The organism is Albidovulum sediminis (genome assembly GCF_025380365.1).
Taxonomy (GTDB): domain Bacteria; phylum Pseudomonadota; class Alphaproteobacteria; order Rhodobacterales; family Rhodobacteraceae; genus Albidovulum; species Albidovulum sediminis.
Genome location: NZ_JAOCQF010000001.1, coordinates 223,510 through 242,746 on the forward strand (window position 1 = coordinate 223,510; position 19,237 = coordinate 242,746).

15 protein-coding genes are annotated in these 19,237 nt (G+C 68.8%); 10 read left to right on the plus strand and 5 right to left on the minus strand.

The window, feature by feature from the left end; translation table 11 throughout:
* Positions 1 to 2: 2 nt before the first annotated feature.
* The 5 genes from N5I32_RS01075 to N5I32_RS01095 all read left to right on the plus strand — a co-directional run bounded on the left by N5I32_RS01075 (position 3) and on the right by N5I32_RS01095 (position 4,834).
* Positions 3 to 953, plus strand: a complete 951-nt coding sequence (locus N5I32_RS01075; RefSeq protein ID WP_261493545.1) for an ABC transporter permease — start codon at positions 3 to 5, stop codon at positions 951 to 953.
* Positions 946 to 1,758, plus strand: coding sequence for an ABC transporter permease (locus tag N5I32_RS01080; protein WP_261493546.1), 813 nt, complete (start codon positions 946 to 948; stop codon positions 1,756 to 1,758). The genes N5I32_RS01075 and N5I32_RS01080 overlap by 8 nt, the downstream gene beginning before the upstream one ends.
* Positions 1,759 to 1,794: 36 nt before the next feature.
* Positions 1,795 to 2,826 (plus strand): ABC transporter substrate-binding protein, encoded by a 1,032-nt coding sequence (locus tag N5I32_RS01085; RefSeq protein ID WP_369414213.1) that lies wholly within the window; start codon positions 1,795 to 1,797, stop codon positions 2,824 to 2,826.
* A gap of 81 nt (positions 2,827 to 2,907) precedes the next feature.
* On the plus strand, positions 2,908 to 4,140 hold the full coding sequence (locus N5I32_RS01090; protein ID WP_261493547.1) for a serine hydrolase domain-containing protein: 1,233 nt from the start codon (positions 2,908 to 2,910) through the stop codon (positions 4,138 to 4,140).
* 91 nt (positions 4,141 to 4,231) lie between these two features.
* On the plus strand, positions 4,232 to 4,834 hold the full coding sequence (locus N5I32_RS01095; protein WP_261493548.1) for a superoxide dismutase: 603 nt from the start codon (positions 4,232 to 4,234) through the stop codon (positions 4,832 to 4,834).
* Positions 4,835 to 4,904: 70 nt separating this feature from the next.
* On the opposite strand, the gene N5I32_RS01100 is transcribed toward N5I32_RS01095, so the two are convergent.
* Positions 4,905 to 5,462 (minus strand): LOG family protein, encoded by a 558-nt coding sequence (locus N5I32_RS01100; RefSeq protein ID WP_261493549.1) that lies wholly within the window; start codon positions 5,460 to 5,462, stop codon positions 4,905 to 4,907.
* Between the two features lie 96 nt (positions 5,463 to 5,558).
* On the opposite strand from N5I32_RS01100, the gene N5I32_RS01105 reads away from it, so the two are divergent.
* Positions 5,559 to 7,025, plus strand: a complete 1,467-nt coding sequence (locus N5I32_RS01105; RefSeq protein ID WP_261493550.1) for a LysM peptidoglycan-binding domain-containing protein — start codon at positions 5,559 to 5,561, stop codon at positions 7,023 to 7,025.
* On the opposite strand, the gene N5I32_RS01110 is transcribed toward N5I32_RS01105, so the two are convergent.
* Positions 7,000 to 7,341 (minus strand): ArsR/SmtB family transcription factor, encoded by a 342-nt coding sequence (locus tag N5I32_RS01110; RefSeq protein WP_261493551.1) that lies wholly within the window; start codon positions 7,339 to 7,341, stop codon positions 7,000 to 7,002. The genes N5I32_RS01105 and N5I32_RS01110 overlap by 26 nt on opposite strands.
* A gap of 92 nt (positions 7,342 to 7,433) precedes the next feature.
* Here N5I32_RS01110 and N5I32_RS01115 point away from each other — a divergent pair, with 92 nt between their 5' ends.
* Positions 7,434 to 9,347 (plus strand): ABCB family ABC transporter ATP-binding protein/permease, encoded by a 1,914-nt coding sequence (locus N5I32_RS01115; RefSeq protein ID WP_261493552.1) that lies wholly within the window; start codon positions 7,434 to 7,436, stop codon positions 9,345 to 9,347.
* An 11-nt stretch (positions 9,348 to 9,358) separates the two neighbouring features.
* Here N5I32_RS01115 and N5I32_RS01120 read toward each other — a convergent pair whose 3' ends face one another.
* Both N5I32_RS01120 and N5I32_RS01125 read right to left on the minus strand, forming a co-directional pair.
* A complete protein-coding gene (locus N5I32_RS01120; RefSeq protein WP_261493553.1) occupies positions 9,359 to 12,940 on the minus strand; it encodes an efflux RND transporter permease subunit in 3,582 nt (1,193 codons plus the stop codon).
* Positions 12,937 to 14,040, minus strand: a complete 1,104-nt coding sequence (locus N5I32_RS01125; protein WP_261493554.1) for an efflux RND transporter periplasmic adaptor subunit — start codon at positions 14,038 to 14,040, stop codon at positions 12,937 to 12,939. Before N5I32_RS01125 ends, N5I32_RS01120 begins: the two co-directional genes overlap by 4 nt.
* Positions 14,041 to 14,283: 243 nt before the next feature.
* On the opposite strand from N5I32_RS01125, the gene N5I32_RS01130 reads away from it, so the two are divergent.
* From N5I32_RS01130 to der, 3 genes are read left to right on the plus strand one after another with little or no spacing between them, the layout of a single operon-like run.
* Positions 14,284 to 14,940, plus strand: a complete 657-nt coding sequence (locus N5I32_RS01130) for a tetratricopeptide repeat protein (protein WP_261493555.1) — start codon at positions 14,284 to 14,286, stop codon at positions 14,938 to 14,940.
* Positions 14,941 to 14,984: 44 nt separating this feature from the next.
* Positions 14,985 to 16,340, plus strand: a complete 1,356-nt coding sequence (locus N5I32_RS01135) for an outer membrane protein assembly factor BamB family protein (protein ID WP_261493556.1) — start codon at positions 14,985 to 14,987, stop codon at positions 16,338 to 16,340.
* A gap of 52 nt (positions 16,341 to 16,392) precedes the next feature.
* Positions 16,393 to 17,859, plus strand: coding sequence for a ribosome biogenesis GTPase Der (gene der / locus N5I32_RS01140; RefSeq protein ID WP_261493557.1), 1,467 nt, complete (start codon positions 16,393 to 16,395; stop codon positions 17,857 to 17,859).
* An 81-nt stretch (positions 17,860 to 17,940) separates the two neighbouring features.
* Here der and serS read toward each other — a convergent pair whose 3' ends face one another.
* Positions 17,941 to 19,233, minus strand: a complete 1,293-nt coding sequence (gene serS / locus N5I32_RS01145; RefSeq protein WP_261493558.1) for a serine--tRNA ligase — start codon at positions 19,231 to 19,233, stop codon at positions 17,941 to 17,943.
* Positions 19,234 to 19,237 lie beyond the last annotated feature (4 nt).

Sequence of the window (19,237 nt, forward strand, 5' to 3'; positions counted from 1 at the left end):
CGATGAGTACGCCGGACACCCACGCCCAGGCCGACGCGGCGCTGCGCGCGGCCATCCGCCAGAGGGAGCGGGAGGCGTTTCGCAACCGCTGGCTGCTGCTTGCGCCGGGCGTCGGCCTGATCGCCTGCGTCGGCCTTCTGCCACTGGCGCTGACGATGATCTATTCCTTCCTGGAACCCGGCACCTACGGCGGCGTCACCTGGACCTTCTCGACCGGCGCCTACGAGCAGTTCCTGTTCGAACGCGATCTCTTCGACGAGACGCTTTTGACCTTCAACCCGTCCTACGTCATCATCTTCGCCCGCTCGATCTTTCTCGCACTCGTGGCCACCGTCGGGACGCTGCTTGTCGGTTATCCCACCGCCTATTTCATCGCCACACGTCCGCGCGAAAGCCGCAACCTGTGGCTTTTCCTGATCACGCTGCCGTTCTGGACCAACCTTCTGATCCGCACCTACGCGATGCTCCTGATCATCCGGGACGAGGGGCTCATCAATGCCGTCCTGATGGGGGTGGGGGTCGTCGAACAGCCGGTCGGCATCCTCTACACCGATTTCGCGGTGTTCCTCGGCCTGATCTACAGCTTCCTGCCGTTCATGGTCCTGCCGGTCTACGCCTCGCTCGAAAAGCTGGATTTCCGCCTGGTCGAGGCCGCCTACGACCTTTACGCCACGCGCTGGCGCGTGCTGCGCCGGGTGATCATCCCGGCGACGCGCCCCGGCATCGTCGCGGGCTGCATCCTCGTCTTCATCCCGGGCCTTGGCGCCTACATCACGCCAGAGCTTCTGGGCGGCGGCAAGAAGCTGATGATCGGCAACATGATCGCGCTGCAGTTCGGCACCGCGCGCAACTGGCCCTTCGGTTCGGCGGCGGCGCTGATCCTGATGGCGATGGTGGTGCTGATGCTGGTGTTCCTGATGCGGCGCGGCGGAAGGCAGGTGGGCCATGGCTGAACGCAAGGGGCGCCCGTTCAACCTCAAAAGCCAGCCGGGCTTCACCCAGATCGCCTGGGCCTGCGTGGTGTTCCTCTACGCGCCCATCCTCGTCCTGATCGCCTTTTCCTTCAACGAGAACCGGTCGGTCGTGCGCTGGACGGAGTTCAGCTTCGACTGGTATGTCTCGGCCTTCCAGAACGACGGTATCCGCAACGCCGCGATCGTGTCGCTGAAGGTCGCCACCTCTGCCACGCTGATCGCCACCACCTTCGCGACCATGGCCGCGCTCGCCACAACCCGCACCGCGCCCTTCCGCGGACAGGGCCTGGCCTTCGGCATCATCAACCAACCGCTGATGGTGCCCGAGATCGTGACCGCGGTCGTGACGCTGTCGTTCTTCGCGCTGGTCAAGCAGGTCACCGGGCTGACCGGGATCGGCTACCTGATCCTGGCGCACACGGTCTTCTGCATCCCCTTCGCCTACATGCCGATCCGCGCGCGGCTCGAGGACATGAACCTGACGCTGGAACAGGCGGCGGCCGATCTTTACGCGACGCCCTTCCGCGTCTTCCGCCGGGTGACGCTGCCCCTGATGGCGCCCGGCATCCTGGCGGGGGCGATGCTCGCCTTCGTCGTCTCGCTCGATGACGTGATCATCACGCTGATGATCTCCGGCCCCGGCGAAACCACGCTGCCGATCTACATCTTCGGCCAGATCCGCCGCGGCATCACCCCGGAAATCAACGCAGTTTCCACCGTCCTTCTGGGCGTCTCGGTGCTGCTTGTGTCGTCCTTCTTCCTGATCGGACGGAAGAAGGCGTGAAACCGCCCGACACGGGCGCAACAAGGAGGTACGAACGTGAAACACGGCATGCGCGTCCTGATGGCGGCGACGGCGCTGGGGATGCTTCCCCTCGCGGCCCTCGCCGAAGGCAAGCTGAACATCTACAACTGGGGCAACTACACCAGCCCCGAACTGATCGAGAAGTTCTCGAAGGAATACGGGGTCGAGGTCACGCTCGACGACTACGATTCAAACGAGATCATGCTGGCCAAGGTGAAGGAAGGAAACACCGGCTACGACATCGTCGTGCCCGGCGACTACATGATCCAGATCATGATCGGCGAGGGCCTGCTGGCCGAGGTGAAGCCGAACGAGATGGAGAACTTCAAGAACGTCGATCCGAAGTGGGTCGACGTCTGGTGGGATCCGGGCCGCAACTACTCGGTGCCGTGGCAGTGGGGTACCACAGCCTTCACCGTCGACACCGAGGTCTACAAGGGCGACATCAACACGCTCGCCCTGCTGTTCGAGCCGCCGGCAGAGCTTCAGGGCCGCATCAACATGCTCAACGACATGAACGATGTGATCAACGCGGGCCTGCGCTACCTCGGCTATCCGCGCTGCAACAGCAACCCCGACCAGCTGCGCGAGGTCACCGACCTTCTCATGAACGCCAAGCAGTACTGGCGGACGATGGACTATGCCACGATCGAGAAGCTGACCTCGCGCGATGTGGACCTGTCGCAGAACTGGAACGGCGCCGCGATGCGGGCGCGCAAGGACCGGCCGACGCTGCAGTATGCCTATCCGAAGGAAGGGTTCACCGGCTGGATGGACAACGTCGCGGTGCTGGCCGACGCGCCCAACATGGAGAACGCGAAGCTCTTCATGAACTTCATCATGGCGCCGGAAAACGCCGCGATGATCTCCAACTTCGCGCGCTACGCGAACGGCGTCGCGGGGTCCGAGGCATTCATGGACGCCGAGATGCTGGAGGCGCCCGAAATCCTGATGCCGGCCGACGCGCCCGCGCCCGATTTCGTGCAGCCCTGCCCTCAGGAAGTCGTGGACATGTACAACAAGATCTGGACGCGCATCAAACAGTGACCGCGTCCTGAACGACACCCCGGGGGCGGCGGATGCGCCCGCCCCCGGGAACTCACCGGCACCCCCAACCCGGAGCACATCATGGCCGGCCACGTGCGCAGCGACGGCTTCACGGTTCCGCGGACGGCGCGGGAACTGGGGATCATGCAGGGGTTTCCGCCCCCGCCCGAAAAGATTCCGACGGCGTCGAACTGGGACCTGGCCCCGTTCAACCGCCACACCTTCCTGAATGTGCGCAGCTTCGTGCCCACGGTCGACGTGCGCGCCGATCCGGCCGCGGGCCGGCCCCTGCCGCGCGGCGAGCGTGACGTGGCGGACCTGACTTTCCTGGCCCGCGACGGCACGGTGAAGACCGTAGCCCAGATGCTCGCCGAGACCTACACCGACGGGTTCATCGCCCTGTCCCATGGCCGCGTGGTGACGGAGCAGTATTTCAACGACATGACCCCGGCCACGCTGCACCTGTCGCAGTCGGTGGCGAAGTCGGTCGTCGGCATCCTTGCCGGCGTCCTCTGGGGCGAGGGGCTTCTGGACCCCTCCGCGCCGCTGACGGAATACGTCCCCGAACTGGCCCGCTGCGGCTATCTCGGCGCGACGGTGGGCGACGTGCTGGACATGCAGTCGGGGGTGCGTTTCGTCGAGGAATACGCCGACCCGGAGTCCGATATCGGCCAACTGGACATCGCCTCCGGCTGGAAGCCCGCGCCTCCCCACTACACCGGGCCGACGACGTTGCGCGACCAGATCCTCGGCCTGCGCCAGACCCGCCCGCATGGCGAGGTGTTCGAATACCGCTCGATCGAGACCGACGTGCTCGCCTGGGCGATGGAGCGCGCGGCGGGGCAAGGACTGGCGGACCTGCTCAGCGACCGCATCTGGACCCGCATCGGGGCCGAGCGCGACGCCTCCTTCACCGTCGACCGGGCGGGAACCGCCCTGGCCGACGGCGGCTTCAACGCCACCTTGCGCGACTATGCCCGCTTTGCGCTGATGGTCGCCGCGGGGGGGCAGTGGGACGGCCGCCGGATCGTGCCCGAAGCCTGGGTCGAGGATATCGCGCGCTGCGAGCCGGCGAAGTTCCGCGGCGACTACCGGCTGCTCGCCCCCAACGGGGCCTACCGGCGCAAGTGGTGGGTGATGGATGCCGACCACGGCGATTTCACCGCCCGCGGCATCTTCGGCCAGATGATCTACATCGACCGCAGCACCGATTTCGTCGCGGTCAAGCTCTCGACCTGGCCCGACTACCTGATCCCCGCCTTCACCGCCGACGCCCTCGCCGGCATGCGCGCGATCCGCGACATTTGCCGATAGCGCCGGGCAGGCAGCGGCTTCGCCTTGACCTTGCCCCGGCCGGCGCGCTTAAAGGGGGCGACAGTTGTCCCCGCGCGAAAGGAGCACGACCATGGCTTTCACCCTTCCCGACCTTCCCTATGCGCACGACGCGCTGGCGTCGCTTGGCATGTCGAGGGAAACGCTCGAATACCACCACGACCTGCACCACAAGGCCTATGTCGACAACGGCAACAAGCTGATCGCCGGGACCGAGTGGGAGGGCAAGTCGCTGGAGGACATCATCCGCGGCACCTACCAGGCGGGTGCGGTGGCGCAGAACGGCATCTTCAACAACGCCAGCCAGCACTGGAACCACAACCAGTTCTGGGAAATGATGGGCCCGGGCGAGGGCAAGAAGATGCCGGGCGACCTTGAAGGCGCGATCACCGACAGCTTCGGGTCGGTCCAGAAGTTCAAGGACGACTTCGCCGCCGCCGGTGCCGGGCAGTTCGGGTCCGGCTGGTGCTGGCTTGTCAAGGACAAGGATGGCGGCCTCAAGGTCACCAAGACCGAAAACGGCGTCAACCCGCTTTGCTTCGGGCAGACCGCCCTTCTGGGCTGCGACGTGTGGGAACATTCCTACTACATCGACTTCCGCAACAAGCGCCCGGCCTATCTGACCAACTTCCTGGAAAAGCTGGTCAACTGGGAAAACGTCGCCTCGCGCCTCTGAGCCGGGCAGACCCGAACCCCGAAACCGCGGCCCGTCCGGAGCGATCCGGGCGGGCCGTTCCAGTTCGTCGCTAGGCGAATGCCGCCCCCAGGGCCGCCGCCATCGCCGGCACATCGGCCACCACCTGAACGAACCCGCGCAGGCTTGCGTCGGCAAAGCCCTCCTCCACGATCCGGTCCAGCGTGGCGATCAGCGGGTCCCAGTAGCCTTCGGTGTTCAGCACGATGATCGGCTTGGCGTGCAGGCCAAGCTGGCGCCAGGTCAGCACCTCGAAGAACTCGTCCAGCGATCCGCCGCCGCCCGGCAGCACCACGATCGCGTCCGAGTTCATGTACATCACCTTCTTGCGCTCGTGCATCGTCTCGGTCACGACGAAGGCGGTCAGGTCGCGCTTGCCGACCTCGCGCCGGAACAGGTGTTCGGGGATGACGCCGAAGGTCTGGCCGCCGGCCTCCTGCGTGGCGCGGGCGACCTCGCCCATCAGCCCCACGTCGCCCGCCCCGTAGACCAGCCGCCAGCCCCGTGCCGCCAGCAACGCGCCGGTGTCGCGCGCGGCCTGCGCATAGGCGGGCCGCCCCCCGTGGCGGGAGCCGCAGTAGACGCAGACGGATTTCGTGGTCGGGCTCATGGGCGCTCCTCAAGGTTCTTTTGACCGGTGATAGCGGCGTTGCTAAGGTCGCTCAAGCACCGCCCGAGGGGAGGGCGGCAAAGGGGATGGAAGGACATGGGCGAAGAAGGCAATCAGGCGCCGTCGGGCAAGCGGGCGCTGTGGGCGGCGGTGGGGGCAGGGGGCGCGGCGGCGCTGGCGCTGATCTGGTTCCTGATGCTGCGCCCGGAAGAGGCGCCGCCCGCGCCGCTGGCCGATACGACCGCGACCGCCCCGGCGAGCGAGGACGCCGCAACCTCCGCCCCGACGCAGGCCGAGACGACACAGGCCGAGCCCGAACCCGCAACGGCAACCGCCGAACCCGCAACCGCCGAACCTGCCGCCGAACCCGCACCAGAGCCTGCGGCCGACGAAGCTGCGGCGCCCGAGGCCGCGGAGCCGGAGACGCCCGCCTTCGACACCGTGCGGGTGGAGGCTGACGGCGCGACCCTGATCGCCGGGCGCGCGGCGCCGGGCGCCACGGTCGCGATTCTTGCCGACGGGGCCGAGGTCGCGCGGGTCGAGGCCGATGCCGGCGGCAACTTCGCGACCTTCGTGACCCTGCCGCCTTCGGCCGATCCACAGGTTCTGACGCTGTCGGCCGAGGCGGGCGGGGCTGCCGTCGCCTCCGCCCAGAGCGTGATCGTGGCGCCCATTGCCGAGCCCGTGGCCGAGCCCGAGGTTGTGGCCGATGCCGGCAGCGATGCTGCCGCCGGGGCTGCGGCGGAACCCGAAGCCGCCGCCGAAGCCACGCAGGTCGCTGCCTCCGAACCGGCTGCGCAGCCCGAACCCGCCGAGGCGCCGGACGTCCTCGTGGTGGACGACGGCGGGGTGCGCAAGCTGACCGATGGCGCCCCCGTCGCCGATGTCACCATCGACACGATCAGCTACGACACCGAGGGCAATGTCGTCATCGCCGGCCGCGGTACAGCGGATAGTTTCGTGCGCCTCTACCTGGACAACAGGCCGGTGGCGATCGTTCAGGTGGGGCCGGGCGGGACCTGGAGCGCGGGGCTGGCCGATGTCGCACCCGCCGTCTACCGCCTGCGCGCCGACCAGATCGACGCGGGCGGCAAGGTGATGTCGCGCGTCGAAACGCCGTTCCAGCGCGAGGCGCCCGAGGCGGTGGTGGCAGCACTGGACAAGACGGTGCCGCAGGCGCCGGCAACCGAAGCGCCGGCCGTCGCGGAAGTCGCGGCAGCGGCGCCCGCGGCGGAACCGGCCGTGGATGCCGCCCCGGCAGAAGCGGCGCCCTCTGCACCGGCCGCCGAACCGGCGCCCGCCGCGACCGCGGGGGACACGACAGCGGCCGAGGTCGCGGCGGCGCCCGCACCGGCCGCGGACACCGCCGCCGCGCCGGGCAAGGTGACGGGCGCCCGCATCGTGACCGTCCAGCCGGGCTTCACGCTCTGGGGTATCGCCACCGAGAACTACGGCGACGGCTTTCTCTATGTCCGCGTCTACGAGGCGAACCGGGACCAGATCCGCGACCCGGACCTGATCTATCCGGGCCAGATCTTCACGGTGCCTTCGCCCGGGAACTAGCGCCGGGCGCGCAGCAGGCCGAGACCTCGGGGTGCGATCGGCAGCAGTCGTTCAAGAGGTAGCCGATGACGCGGCCCACCTGCGCCGTGTCGACGGCATAGAAGACATGGCGCGATTCGCGGCGGCCGGTGACAAGTCCCGCCATTTCCAGTTGCTGGAGGTGGAACGACAGCCGCGAGGCGGAGATGCCGAGCGTCCCGGCGATGTCGCCGGCCGACATGCCCGCGGGCCCGCGGCCGATCAGCGCCCGGACAAGCTCCAGCCGGGTTTCATTGGCGAGCGCGGACAGGGCGGCGAGGACTCGACTCTGCTCCATCTTTCAACTACTCATGAACTGTTGAAATGTTCAGCCCTTGTTAACCCATGCCCGCCCTGCGATCAAGCGGCGGGATCACAGCGGACGGAACCATGACGGACAAGACCACCCGGAAAGGCAGCCACCTCAGGACCCTGCGCCGGGTCGCGCCCTACCTCTGGCCGAAGGGCGAATCCTGGGTGAAGCGGCGCGTGCTCCTGTCTCTGGTCGCGCTGATGGTGGCGCGCTTCGTGTCGGTGTCGACGCCCTTCTTCTACAAGGCCGCGGTCGACGCCCTAGGTGGCGAGGTGCGGGGCGATGCCTGGCTTCTGGCCGCCGGCGCGGTGGGCCTGACCGTCGCCTACGGTGTCGCAAGGCTGAGCGCGGTCGGCTTCAACGAACTGCGCGACGCGATCTTTGTGCGGGTGGGGCAGCGCGCGCTCAGGAAGCTTGCGCTCGAGACGTTCCGCCACATCCACCGGCTGTCGATGCGCTATCACATCACCCGCAAGACCGGCGGGCTGTCGCGCATCATCGAGAGGGGCGTCAAGGGCGTCGACTTCCTCCTGCGCTTCATGCTGCTGTCGATCGGGCCGCTGATCCTGGAACTGTCACTGGTCACGATCATCTTCGCGCTGGTCTTCGACTGGCGTTATGCGGTCGTCGTGCTGGTGACCATCGCGCTTTACGTCACCTATACGTTCAAGGTCACCGAATGGCGGGTGAAGATCCGCCGCCAGATGAACGAACAGGACACCGACGCGAACCAGAAGGCGATCGATTCGCTCCTGAACTTCGAGACGGTGAAGTATTTCGGCGCCGAGGCGCGCGAGGCCGACCGCTACGATGCCGCGATGGAGGGGTATGAGCGCGCGGCGGTCAAGACCGGCCTGTCGCTCTCGGCGCTGAACTTCGGCCAGTCGCTGATCATCACCACCGGCCTTGTCATCGTCATGGTGATGGCCGCCTTGGGCGTGCAGGCGGGCGTGCTGACCGTGGGTGATTTCGTCATGGTCAACGCCTACATGATCCAGATCACCATGCCCTTGAACTTCCTCGGCACCGTCTACCGCGAGATCCGGCAGGCGCTGGTGGACATGGGCGAGATGTTCGACCTTCTCGGCCAGCCGGCCGAGATCATCGACAGGCCCGGCGCCCCCGACCTGAAGGTGACGGGCGGCGAGGTGGAACTGGACCGGGTCTCCTTCGCCTACGATGCCGCCCGGCCGATCCTGAAAGGCGTCAGCCTGAAGGTCGGCGCGGGGCAGACGGTCGCCATCGTCGGCCCCTCCGGCTCGGGCAAGTCGACCATCGGCCGGCTTCTCTTCCGCTTTTACGACGTCACGGGGGGCGCGCTCCGTATCGACGGGCAGGACGTGCGCGAGGTGACGCAGGACAGCCTGCACCGCCTGATCGGCGTGGTGCCGCAGGACACGGTCCTGTTCAACGACACGGTCCTTTACAACATCGCCTACGGGCGCCCCGACGCCAGCCGCGAGGAGCTGATCGCCGCGGCGAAGGCGGCGAAGATCCACGACTTCATCCTGTCCCTGCCCGATGGCTACGAGACCAAGGTGGGCGAACGCGGGCTGAAGCTGTCGGGCGGCGAAAAGCAGCGCGTCGGCATCGCCCGCACGATCCTGAAGAACCCGCCGATCCTGCTTCTGGACGAGGCGACATCGGCGCTCGACACCCAGACCGAACGCGACATCCAGGAAAGCCTGAAGGAGATGGGGCAGGGCCGCACCGTCATCACCATCGCGCACCGGCTGTCGACCATCGCCGATGCCGACTGCATCGTGGTGCTGGACCGGGGCGAGATCGTCGAGGAGGGCCGGCACGAGGATCTGCTGGCGCGCGGCGGGCGCTATGCGGCGATGTGGGCGCGCCAGTCCGCCGACGAGGACGCGCCGCGCGGTCCCCGGCTCGTCGCGCTGGAAGAGGCCGCGGCGGCGGGCGAGGCGGATATCGACAGCGGCGCAGACCTGCCGCCCGGCCGCAACTGGCGCTTCGCGCCCAAGGTCTGAGCGGGGCCGGCCTACTCGGCCGCCCGGAGCGGCGGAGCCGGGACCCTGTCCCCCGCGGCCGCTTCTGCTGCCGGGTCGCTGGGGGCAGAGGCGTCCACGTCGTCCCAGATCAGTTCCGGCCCGCGCACCCGGCGCGCGGCGCTGGCCAGCGCAAGGTCACGCGCGGCCATGCTGCCCGACCCCATCGACAGCGCCTTGAGCCGGCGCAGCGACCGGAAGGCGCCGGTCTCCACCCAGACGCGCAGCGCCAGGAGCGAGGGCGTCAGCACCAGCGTCAGCACAGTGGCGATGCCAAGGCCGAAGACCACGGCCGTCGCCAGCTGCTTCCACCAGAGCGCGGTGGGGCTGTCGACCGAATAGCCGCCACCCATGAAGTCGAGGCTGAGGCCGAACATCATCGGCGCAAGGCCCGCCATCGTGGTGATCGTGGTCAGCAGGACCGGGCGGATGCGCGCCTCGGCGGTGCGGGTGATTGCCTCGATCCGCGGCATGTACTGGCTGAATTCCTGGTAGGTGTCGATCAGCACGATGTTGTTGTTCACCACGATGCCCGCCAGCGCGACGATGCCCGTCCCGGTCATGATGATGGAAAAGGTCTGGTCCATCACCAGCATGCCGATCAGCACGCCTGTCGTGGACAGGACCACGGCAATCAGCACCAGCGCGGTGTTGTAGAACGAGTTGAACTGCGCCAGCAGGATCACGAACATGAGGCCGAGCGCCCCGGCGAATGCCTTCATCAGGAAGGCCTGGCTTTCGGCCTGCTCCTCCTGGTCGCCGGTCCATTGCCAGTCGACGCCCGCGGGCAGCGGCTTTTCCTCCTCGAGCCAGCGGGTGACAAGCGCGATGCGTTCGTTCGCGTTGATGGGCTGGCCCTCGGCGTTGGTCAGGCCATCCTCGACGCCGGCCTTCACGTCGAAGAACCGTTTCTGGTCGAAGCGGTCGATGCGGCCCAGCTTCGGCACCGGGTGGCGGCTGACGAAGTTCGCCAGCGGCACCAGACCCTCGGCGGTGCGGACCTTCATCGTGTCGAGGGTGGAAAGATAGCGGTCCCCCTCGGGCAGGCGCACGCGGATCTCGATTTCCTCGTCCGAACTGTCCACCCGCATCGTGTCCAGAAGGATGCCGCGCGTCACCAGTTGCACCATCCCCCCCACCGTCGCCACGTCGGCGCCGTAGCGGCCGGCCTTTTCGACGTCGACGTCGATCTGCCAGTCGATGCCGGGCAGGGGGCGGGTATCCTCTATCCCGGTCACGCCCTCAAGCGAGGCGAGCTTTGCCGTCACCGTTTCCACGGCGCTGTCAAGGGCGGCGAAATCGTCCCCGGTCAGGCGCAGATGCAGGGGTTTGCCCGAAGCCGGCCCGCGCGACTGGCTGAGCGATTCCACCCGGATTCCCGGGATCTGGCCCAGCCGCGCCACCAGCCGGTCAAGGACGAGGTCGCCGTCAAGCTCGGGGTTGTCCTTGCGCGTCTCCCAGCGCTGCATCTCCACCTGCACCTGTGCCACGGTGTCGAGGGGGGCCTGCGCGCCGCCGTTGTTCTGGTCAAGCCCGCCCGAGCCGGCAAAGGCGAAGACCGAATGGACGCCAGGCGTGTCGAGCACGATCGCCTCGGCCTCGGCCAGGATCGCGTCCTTTTCCTGAAGCGACAGGTTGCCGCGCGCGCGCAGGTAGATGATCGCCTGCTCGGTCTCGCTTTCGACGAAGAACTCCACCCCCCGCGAATGCTGGCCGTAGTAGCCGAAGACGGAGATGACGACGAAGACCACCCCGGCGATGGTCACGACCGGCATCACCGGGTTGCCGGCGATGAAATGGATCAGGTGGCCGAACGGCGTCCGGCGATAGCCGGCGCGGATGGGCCGGCGCCGCGCCGGCGGGCGCGCCGCCTCGAGCGTGATCGAGCCCAGCATCGTGCCAACGATGAAGACGAGCGCGCCGGGCACCGACTGGACAAGGCCGGCATCGGCCGGGCGCGTGCCCGACAGGTAACCGGGGTTCAGCGTCAGCATCGCGCCCGCGAAGATCGTGGCCATCGCCGGAACGACCAGCGCCGCGCGCACCGCCCAGGGCAGGGGCTTCAGAAGGGCAGCCACCCGCTCCAGCTTGCGCGTCATCCGGCCCGCGACGCCGCCCATCACCGGCAGGTAGATCAGCGCCACGACGAGCGAGGCCGACAGCACGAAGATCAGCGTGACCGGCAGCATCCCCATGAACTCGCCGGGGATGCCGGGCCAGAACAGCATGGGCAGGAAGGCACAGAGCGTCGTCGCGGTCGAGGAGACGACCGGCCAGAACATCCGCCGCGCGGCCTCGGTATAGGCGCGCATCGGCCCCTGGCCCTCGGAGATCCGCTTGTCGGCGTATTCGACAACGATGATCCCGCCGTCGACCAGCATCCCCACGGCAAGGATCAGGCCGAACATCACGATGTTGGAGATCGAGATGCCGAACAGCGCCAGCAGCGCGAAGGCCAGCAGGAACGAGGTCGGGATCGAGAAACCCACCAGCAGCGCCGAGCGGGAACCGAGTGTCGCCAGCACCACGATCATCACCAGCGCGATCGCGGTCAGGACCGAGCCTTCCAGCTGGCTGACCATGGCGCCCACGGTCACCGACTGGTCGAGCGAGGTGCCAAGGTCGACCGCCGCGCGCAATTCCGGCGGCCAGCTTTCGCGCGCCTCTTCGACCGTCTCGCGCACCAGGTTGGCGGTGTCGATGATGTTGTAGCCCTTGCGCTTCACGACCTGCAGCGCCAGCGTCGTCTCGCCGTTGAAGCGCGCGGTGCCGGTCCGGTCCTCGAAGGTCAGGCGGATGTCGGCCAGATCGCCCAGTGTCACCACCCGGTCGCCATTCTTCTTCACCGGCAGGTCGTAGACGTCCTGCGGCGTGTCGAAGGACGAGGGGATCTTGACCGCGAAGGTGCCGGTGGCGCTGTCCACCTCGCCCGCCGCGATCAACTGGTTGTTGTTGCGCACGACGGAAATCAGCTCTCCGGCGGTGACGTTGTAGGCCTCGAGCCGGAGCGGGTCGATCACCACCTCGAGCATTTCGTCGCGCTGCCCGGCAAGGCCCGCCTCCAGCACCGGCTCCAGCGCCTCGAGCCGGTCCTGAAGGTCCTTGGCCAGCCTGATGAGCGTACGTTCCGGCACCTTGCCCGAAAGGTTCACGATGATGATCGGGAACTGGGAAAAGTTGATCTCGTTCAGCGTGTACTTGTCCGCGCCCGAAGGGAACTTCGCCTCGGCCGTGTTCATCGCGTCGCGCACGTCGGCGATGGTCTTGGTCTTGTCCCAGCCGAACTCGAACTCGAGCGCGACGCCGCCGTAGCCTTCGGCGGCGGTGCCGGTCATCTTCTTCAGCCCGTCCAGATCGGACAGTTCGGTTTCCATCACCCGGACCAGCAGCTTTTCGCTGTCGGCGGCCGAAATGCCGGGGAAGGGGACCGAGATGAACAGCGCCGGGATCTCGATGTCCGGCTCGCCCTCCTTGGGCAGGCCGATATAGGCCACCAGTCCCGCCGCGATCGACATGGCGATGAAGGCAAGGACCATCCTTGCCCGCGCGGCGGCCCAGTCGACGATGCCGGTCATTCGGCCGCCTCGCGGAAGGTCGGCGCCACCGGCACGCCGTCGGTGACGTATTCCTGCCCGCGCACGATGATGTCGGCGGTCGCTGGCAGGCCGGCGACATAGACGCCCTCGGCGCTGTCGCGGATGACCTCGACGGGGACGAAGACGGCCCTTGTCTGCGCGTCGATCATGCGCAGGCCCAGCCGGCCGCCGTCATCCAGCGTCAGGGCCGAGGCCGGCACCAGGTGGCCCTCGGTCCCCTCGGCGGCGATCAGAATCTCCACCGTCTGCCCGTCGCGGATCGCAAGGTCGGGGTTGGCAACCTCGACCTCGACGCGGAAGGTGCGCGTCTCGGGGTCGGCCGCGCGCGACAGGAAAGTGACCCGGCCCATGACCTCGCGCCCGGTCAGCAGACGCGCGCCTGCCACGGCGCCGGGGCGGATGCGGTCCACCTCGGTCTCGGGGACGAACCCCACGAGCTTGATCGGGTCAAGCGCGATCACCGTGGCGCAAAGCCCGCCCGCCGACAGGAGCGCGCCGGTTTCTGCCGCATCGGTTTCCAGAAGCCCGGCGAAGGGCGCGCTGACGCGGGTGCGCTCGATCTCCTTCCGCGCGGCCTCGACCCCGGCCTGCGCGGCCTGCAACGCCGCCGCCGCCCCCGCCGCCGCGGTTTCCGAGGCATAGCCCCCCGCCTGCAGCTTGGTGGCCGCATTGGCGCTGATCTCGGCCTCGGCCAGTCGTGCCTCGGCCTCGGCCAGCGCGGCGGGGCGGGTGCCCGCGTCGATCTCGCACAGAAGCGTGCCCGCCTCGACCACCGCGCCGCGGCGCAGGGGGGAGGAGATCACCGGGCCGGTGGTTTCCGCCCGCACCTCGACCTGACGCGCGGCCTCGGTCTGGCCGCGCAGGCGCACGCCGGTTTCGATCGGCCGGGCCAGCGAATGCAGCGCCACGACCCGCACCGCCTCGGCCGCGGCTTCGGCCTCGGGTGTCTCGGCGGCGACGGCGGCGGGGGCCGGTTCCACCTCGCGCCCGGCCAGCCCGAACAGACGGTCCCGCTCGAAGATCAGGAAGTAAAGCGCACCGCAGACCAGGGCGGCCGTGATGATCGGAAGAATGCGCATGTCGTCCCCTGCCCGAACGGGCGGCACTCAATCCGCGCGAGGATAGGACACCCGCGCGAATTGGCAAGGTCCGTCGCGGGGCTGGCCGGCCGTTTTTGAACTGCACGGTTCAGAATACGGGCAGCCGCGGGCGCTTTCAAGTGGCGACGAGGTCGGGGCGAAGGCTTGGCAAGCCCGTTCGCTTGCGTGTAAGACGGACAGCGAAAGACGCCCGCGCAGGGGCGCGGAACGGCGGAGACGGGCGTGAGCGAAACCGACAGCTTCATCGAGGAAGTGACCGAAGAGGTCCGCCGCGACCGCCTGTTCAAGCTGATGCGCAAATATGGCTGGATCGGCGTTCTCGCCGTCTTCCTGATCGTGGGCGGCGCAGCCTGGAACGAATGGCAGAAGGCCAGCGCGCGCGCCGAGGCCGAGGCCTTCGGCGATGCGATCCTGACCGCGCTTTCGGCGGACGACCCGGCAGGGCGCACCGCGGCGCTGGCGGCGGTGCCCACCCCTGCCGAGGGGCAGGCCGCACTCCTGTCCTTCCTGGCCGCCGAGGAGTCGCTGGCCGCAGGCGACACGGGTGCGGCTGAGACAGCGCTGGCGGGCGTGGCGGCGGATGCGACGGCGCCCGAGCTTTACCGCCAGATGGCTCAACTCAAGCTTCTGATCCTCAAGGGCCCGTCGATGAGCGCGGACGAGCGCGACCAGGGTCTGGCGGCGCTTGCCGCGCCGGGCGCGCCGTTCCGGCCGCTGGCGCTGGAACAGCAGGCGCTGGCGCTGGCCGGGGCCGGCAAGGCAGAAGAGGCGCGCGCGCTCTACGCGCAGATCATGCAGGAGGCGGGCGTGCCCGCGGGCCTGCGCCAGCGCGCGGCTCAGATGATCGTGGTGCTCGGCGGCGATCCCGCGGGGCAGTGACCATTCCGCGCGAAGCGGGGCGGAAACAGGAAAGGGCAGGGGCCGTGAAGATTACCCGAGGGTTGTGCACCGTGGCGGTTCTGGCGCTTATGGCCGGGTGCTCGGATGGCGAGTTGATCCTGCCGGGCGAGCGGCTCGCGCCCCGCGACGCGACCCTGCCCGAGGGCGAGGCCGGCCTGCGGGTGTCGGCGACCTCGAACGCCTCGGGTCCGGCGACGGTCCTGCCGGCTGCGGTACCGATCTCGCTGCCGGGGACGGTGGCGAATGCCGACTGGCCGCAGCGCGGCGGCGGCGGCACCCACAAGGCCCCGCACGCCGCCCTGTCGGCCGCGCCCGCGCTGGCTTGGAGTGCCGCCATCGGCGCCGGCGACAGCCGCAAGAACCGCATCACCGCCAGCCCCGTCGTGGCGGGCGGGCGCATCTACACGCTTGACGCCCGCGCGACGGTCGCCGCGACCGGCACCAACGGCGCGCCGCTCTGGCAGGTCGACCTCACCCCGCCCACCGACCGCGAGGGCGAGGCTTCGGGCGGCGGGCTGGCGGCCGACGGGGGGCGCCTCTTCGCCACCACCGGTTTCGGCGAGGTTGTCGCCCTCGACGCCGCGACCGGGGCGATCGCCTGGCGTCACCGGCTCGACGGCATCGCGGCGGGCGGGCCGGCGGTGTCCGACGGGCTGGTCTACGTCACCTCGCGCGACGGGACCGCGACCGCGCTTTCGGCCGCGAACGGGCGCGTCGCCTGGCAATTGCCCGGCGCGGCCAGCCAGTCGGGGATCGTCGGCGTCGCCGCCCCCGCGTTCGACGCGCGCCAGGTGATCTTCCCCTTCGCCAGCGGCCAGATGATCTCGGTCGAGAAATCCTCCGGCACCGGCCTCTGGGCCGGGCAGGTCGCCGGGCGCCGGCTGGGCCGGGCCTATACCTCCGTCGGCGACCTCTCGGGCGATCCGGTCATCGACGGCAGCACCGTCTACGCCGGCACCGCCTCGGGCCGGCTGGCGGCCTTCAGTGCCGAGACCGGGCAGGAAACCTGGACCGCCGAGGACGGCGCGGCCGGGCTTTTCGCGGTGGCGGGCGGGGCGATCTTCCTTGTCAACGACGAATCCCAGCTTGTCCGGCTCGACGCCGCCACGGGCGAGGCCGTCTGGCGCGCGGACCTGCCCTATTTCACCAAGGCCAAGGACAAGCGCCGGTCGCGCATCTTCGCCAACTACGGGCCGCTTCTGGCCGGCGGGCGCCTCTGGATCGCCTCCTCCGACGAAAGCCTGAAGGCGTTCGACCCGGCCTCGGGGGCGCTGGTGGCCGAGATCTCGCTGCCGGGCGGCGCCGCCTCGGGGCCCGTCGTCGCCGGCGGTACGCTCTACGTCGTGTCGAAGAACGGCAAGCTTCTGGCTTTCCGCTAGGGCGAAACCCGTGTAAGGGGGCGGCTTGCCCCCTGTCGCAGGACCCGGACCCATGAGCTTTACCCTGGCCATCGTCGGCCGCCCCAATGTCGGCAAGTCGACGCTGTTCAACCGCCTGGTCGGCAGGCGGCTGGCGCTGGTGGACGACCAGCCCGGCGTCACCCGCGACCTGCGCGAGGGCGACGCCCGCCTCGGCCCGCTCCGCTTCATCGCCATCGACACGGCGGGGCTCGAGGATGCGAAGGACGACAGCCTTCAGGGACGGATGCGGCGGCTGACCGAACGCGCGGTCGAGATGGCCGATGTCTGCCTCTTCGTCGTCGACGCGCGCGCCGGGATCACGCCGACCGACCAGATCTTCGCCGAGATCCTGCGCCGCAAGAACGCCCATGTCATCCTCGCCGCCAACAAGGCCGAGGGCCGCGCGGGCGAGTCCGGCGCGCTCGAGGCCTATGCACTCGGCCTTGGCGAACCCCTGCGCATCTCGGCCGAACATGGCGAGGGGATGGACGACCTCTACAGCGTGCTGGCGCCGCTGGCCGAGGGCTTCGCCGCCCGTAACAAGTTGCAGGTGCCCGAAACCGACGTCGACGTGAGCGGCGAGGACGACGAGGAGGGGCCGCGGAAGCCCACGAAGGAACGCCCGCTCCAGATCGCGGTCATCGGCCGGCCCAACGCGGGCAAGTCGACGCTGATCAACAAGATCATCGGCGAGGACCGCCTGCTCACCGGCCCCGAGGCCGGGATCACCCGCGACGCAATCTCGGTTTCGGCCGACTTCATGGGCACGCCGATGCGGATCTTCGACACGGCGGGGATGAGGAAACGCGCGAAAGTCACGGACAAGCTTGAGAAACTGTCGGTCGCGGACGGCCTGCGCGCGGTCCGCTTCGCCGAGGTTGTGGTGGTGCTTCTCGACGTCGGCATCCCGTTCGAGCAGCAGGACCTGCGGATCGCCGACTTCGCCGAGACCGAGGGCCGCGCGGTCGTCCTTGCCGCCAACAAGTGGGACCTCGAGGAGGACAAGACCGAAAAGCTGAAGGAACTGCGCGAGGCGTTCGAACGGCTGCTGCCGCAGCTGAAGGGCGCCCCCCTCGTCACCGTGTCGGCGAAGACCGGCAAGGGGCTCGACCGGCTGAACGCCGCGATCCTGAAGGCCTACGACGTCTGGAACCGCCGCGTCACCACGGCAAAGCTCAACCACTGGCTCGGCGCCATGACCGAGGCGCACCCGCCCCCCGCGCCGGGCGGCCGCCGCATCCGCCTGCGTTACATGACCCAGGTGAAGACACGCCCGCCGGCGTTCGTCGTCATGTGCACGCACGCCGACCAGATTCCCGAAAGCTACGGCCGCTACCTCACCAACGGGTTGCGCGAAAGCTTCGACATGCCCGGAACGCCGATCCGCCTGACCTTCCGCGACCAGGGGGCAAAGAACCCCTACAAGGACCGCAAGAAATCCATCCCCTCGCGGCTCCGCAAACACGTCGAAAAGGGCGAAACCGGCCGCAAGGACTGAGTCCGGGGGAAACGGCCCCCTTACCCCTTCATTCTGGCTGAAATACTCCGGGGGTGTGGGGGCTGGCCCCCACTCCGCCCGTCAAACCAGCGCGCCCTCGGCCGTCAGGCGCGTCTTGCCACCGAGATACGGGACCAGCGCCGCCGGCATGGTGACCGACCCGTCCGCCTGCTGGCCGTTTTCCAGCACCGCGATCAGACAGCGCCCGACGGCCAGGCCAGATCCGTTCAGCGTATGGACGAAATCCGGCTTGCCGCCGCCTGCGGGGCGGTAGCGCGCGTTCATCCGCCGCGCCTGGAAATCGCCGCAGACCGAGACCGAAGAGATTTCGCGATAGCGGTTCTGCCCTGGCAGCCAGACCTCGATATCGTGGGTCTTCCTCGCGCCAAAGCCCATGTCGCCGGTGCAGAGCACGACCGTGCGGTAGGGCAGACCCAGCCGCTCCAGCACCGCCTGCGCGCAACCGGTCATGCGCTCGTGCTCGGCCAGCGAGGTCTCGGGCGTGGTGATCGACACCATCTCCACCTTCTCGAACTGGTGCTGGCGCAGCATCCCCGCCGTGTCCTTGCCGGCACTTCCGGCTTCCGAGCGGAAGCACTGGGTATGCGCGGTCATGCGCAGGGGCAGCGCGGCCTCCTCCACGATCTCTCCCGCGACGGTGTTGGTCAGAGTCACCTCGGAGGTGGGGATCAGCCACCAGCCGTTGGTGGTCTGATAGCTGTCCTCGGCGAATTTCGGCAACTGGTTGGTGCCGTACATCGCCTCATCCTTGACCAAAACCGGCGTCATCGTTTCGGTCAGCCCGTGTTCGGTCGTGTGCAGGTCCAGCATGAACTGCGCCAGCGCCCGGTGGATGCGCGCGACCGCGCCGCGCAGCAGGACGAAACGCGCGCCCGAGAGTTTCGCGGCGGTCTCGAAATCCATCCCCGGTCTGACGCCCGCGATCTCGTAATGCTCGACGGGGCGGAAGTCGAAGGCGCGCGGCGTGCCCCAGCGGCGAATCTCCACGTTGTCATTCTCGTCCGCGCCCGCCGGCACGTCGTCATGCGGCAGGTTGGGGATGCCCATCAGGATGTCGCGCAGCCGCGCGTCCTCTTCGCCCGCCTCGGCGGTCAGCCTTGCGATCTCGGCCTTCGTCTCGGCCACGAGCGCGCGCAGACGCTCGAACTCCCTCTCGTCGCCCCTCGCCTTGGCCGCGCCGACCTCCTTCGAGGCCGCGTTCTGCGCCGCCTGTGCGGTTTCGGCGGCCAGGATCTTCGCCCTCCGCGCCTCGTCGATGGCGAGAATCTCGGACGACAGCCCCGACAGCCCCCGGCGCGCAAGCGCGGCGTCGAAAGCGGCGGGGTTTTCGCGGATGGCGCGGATGTCGTGCATGATC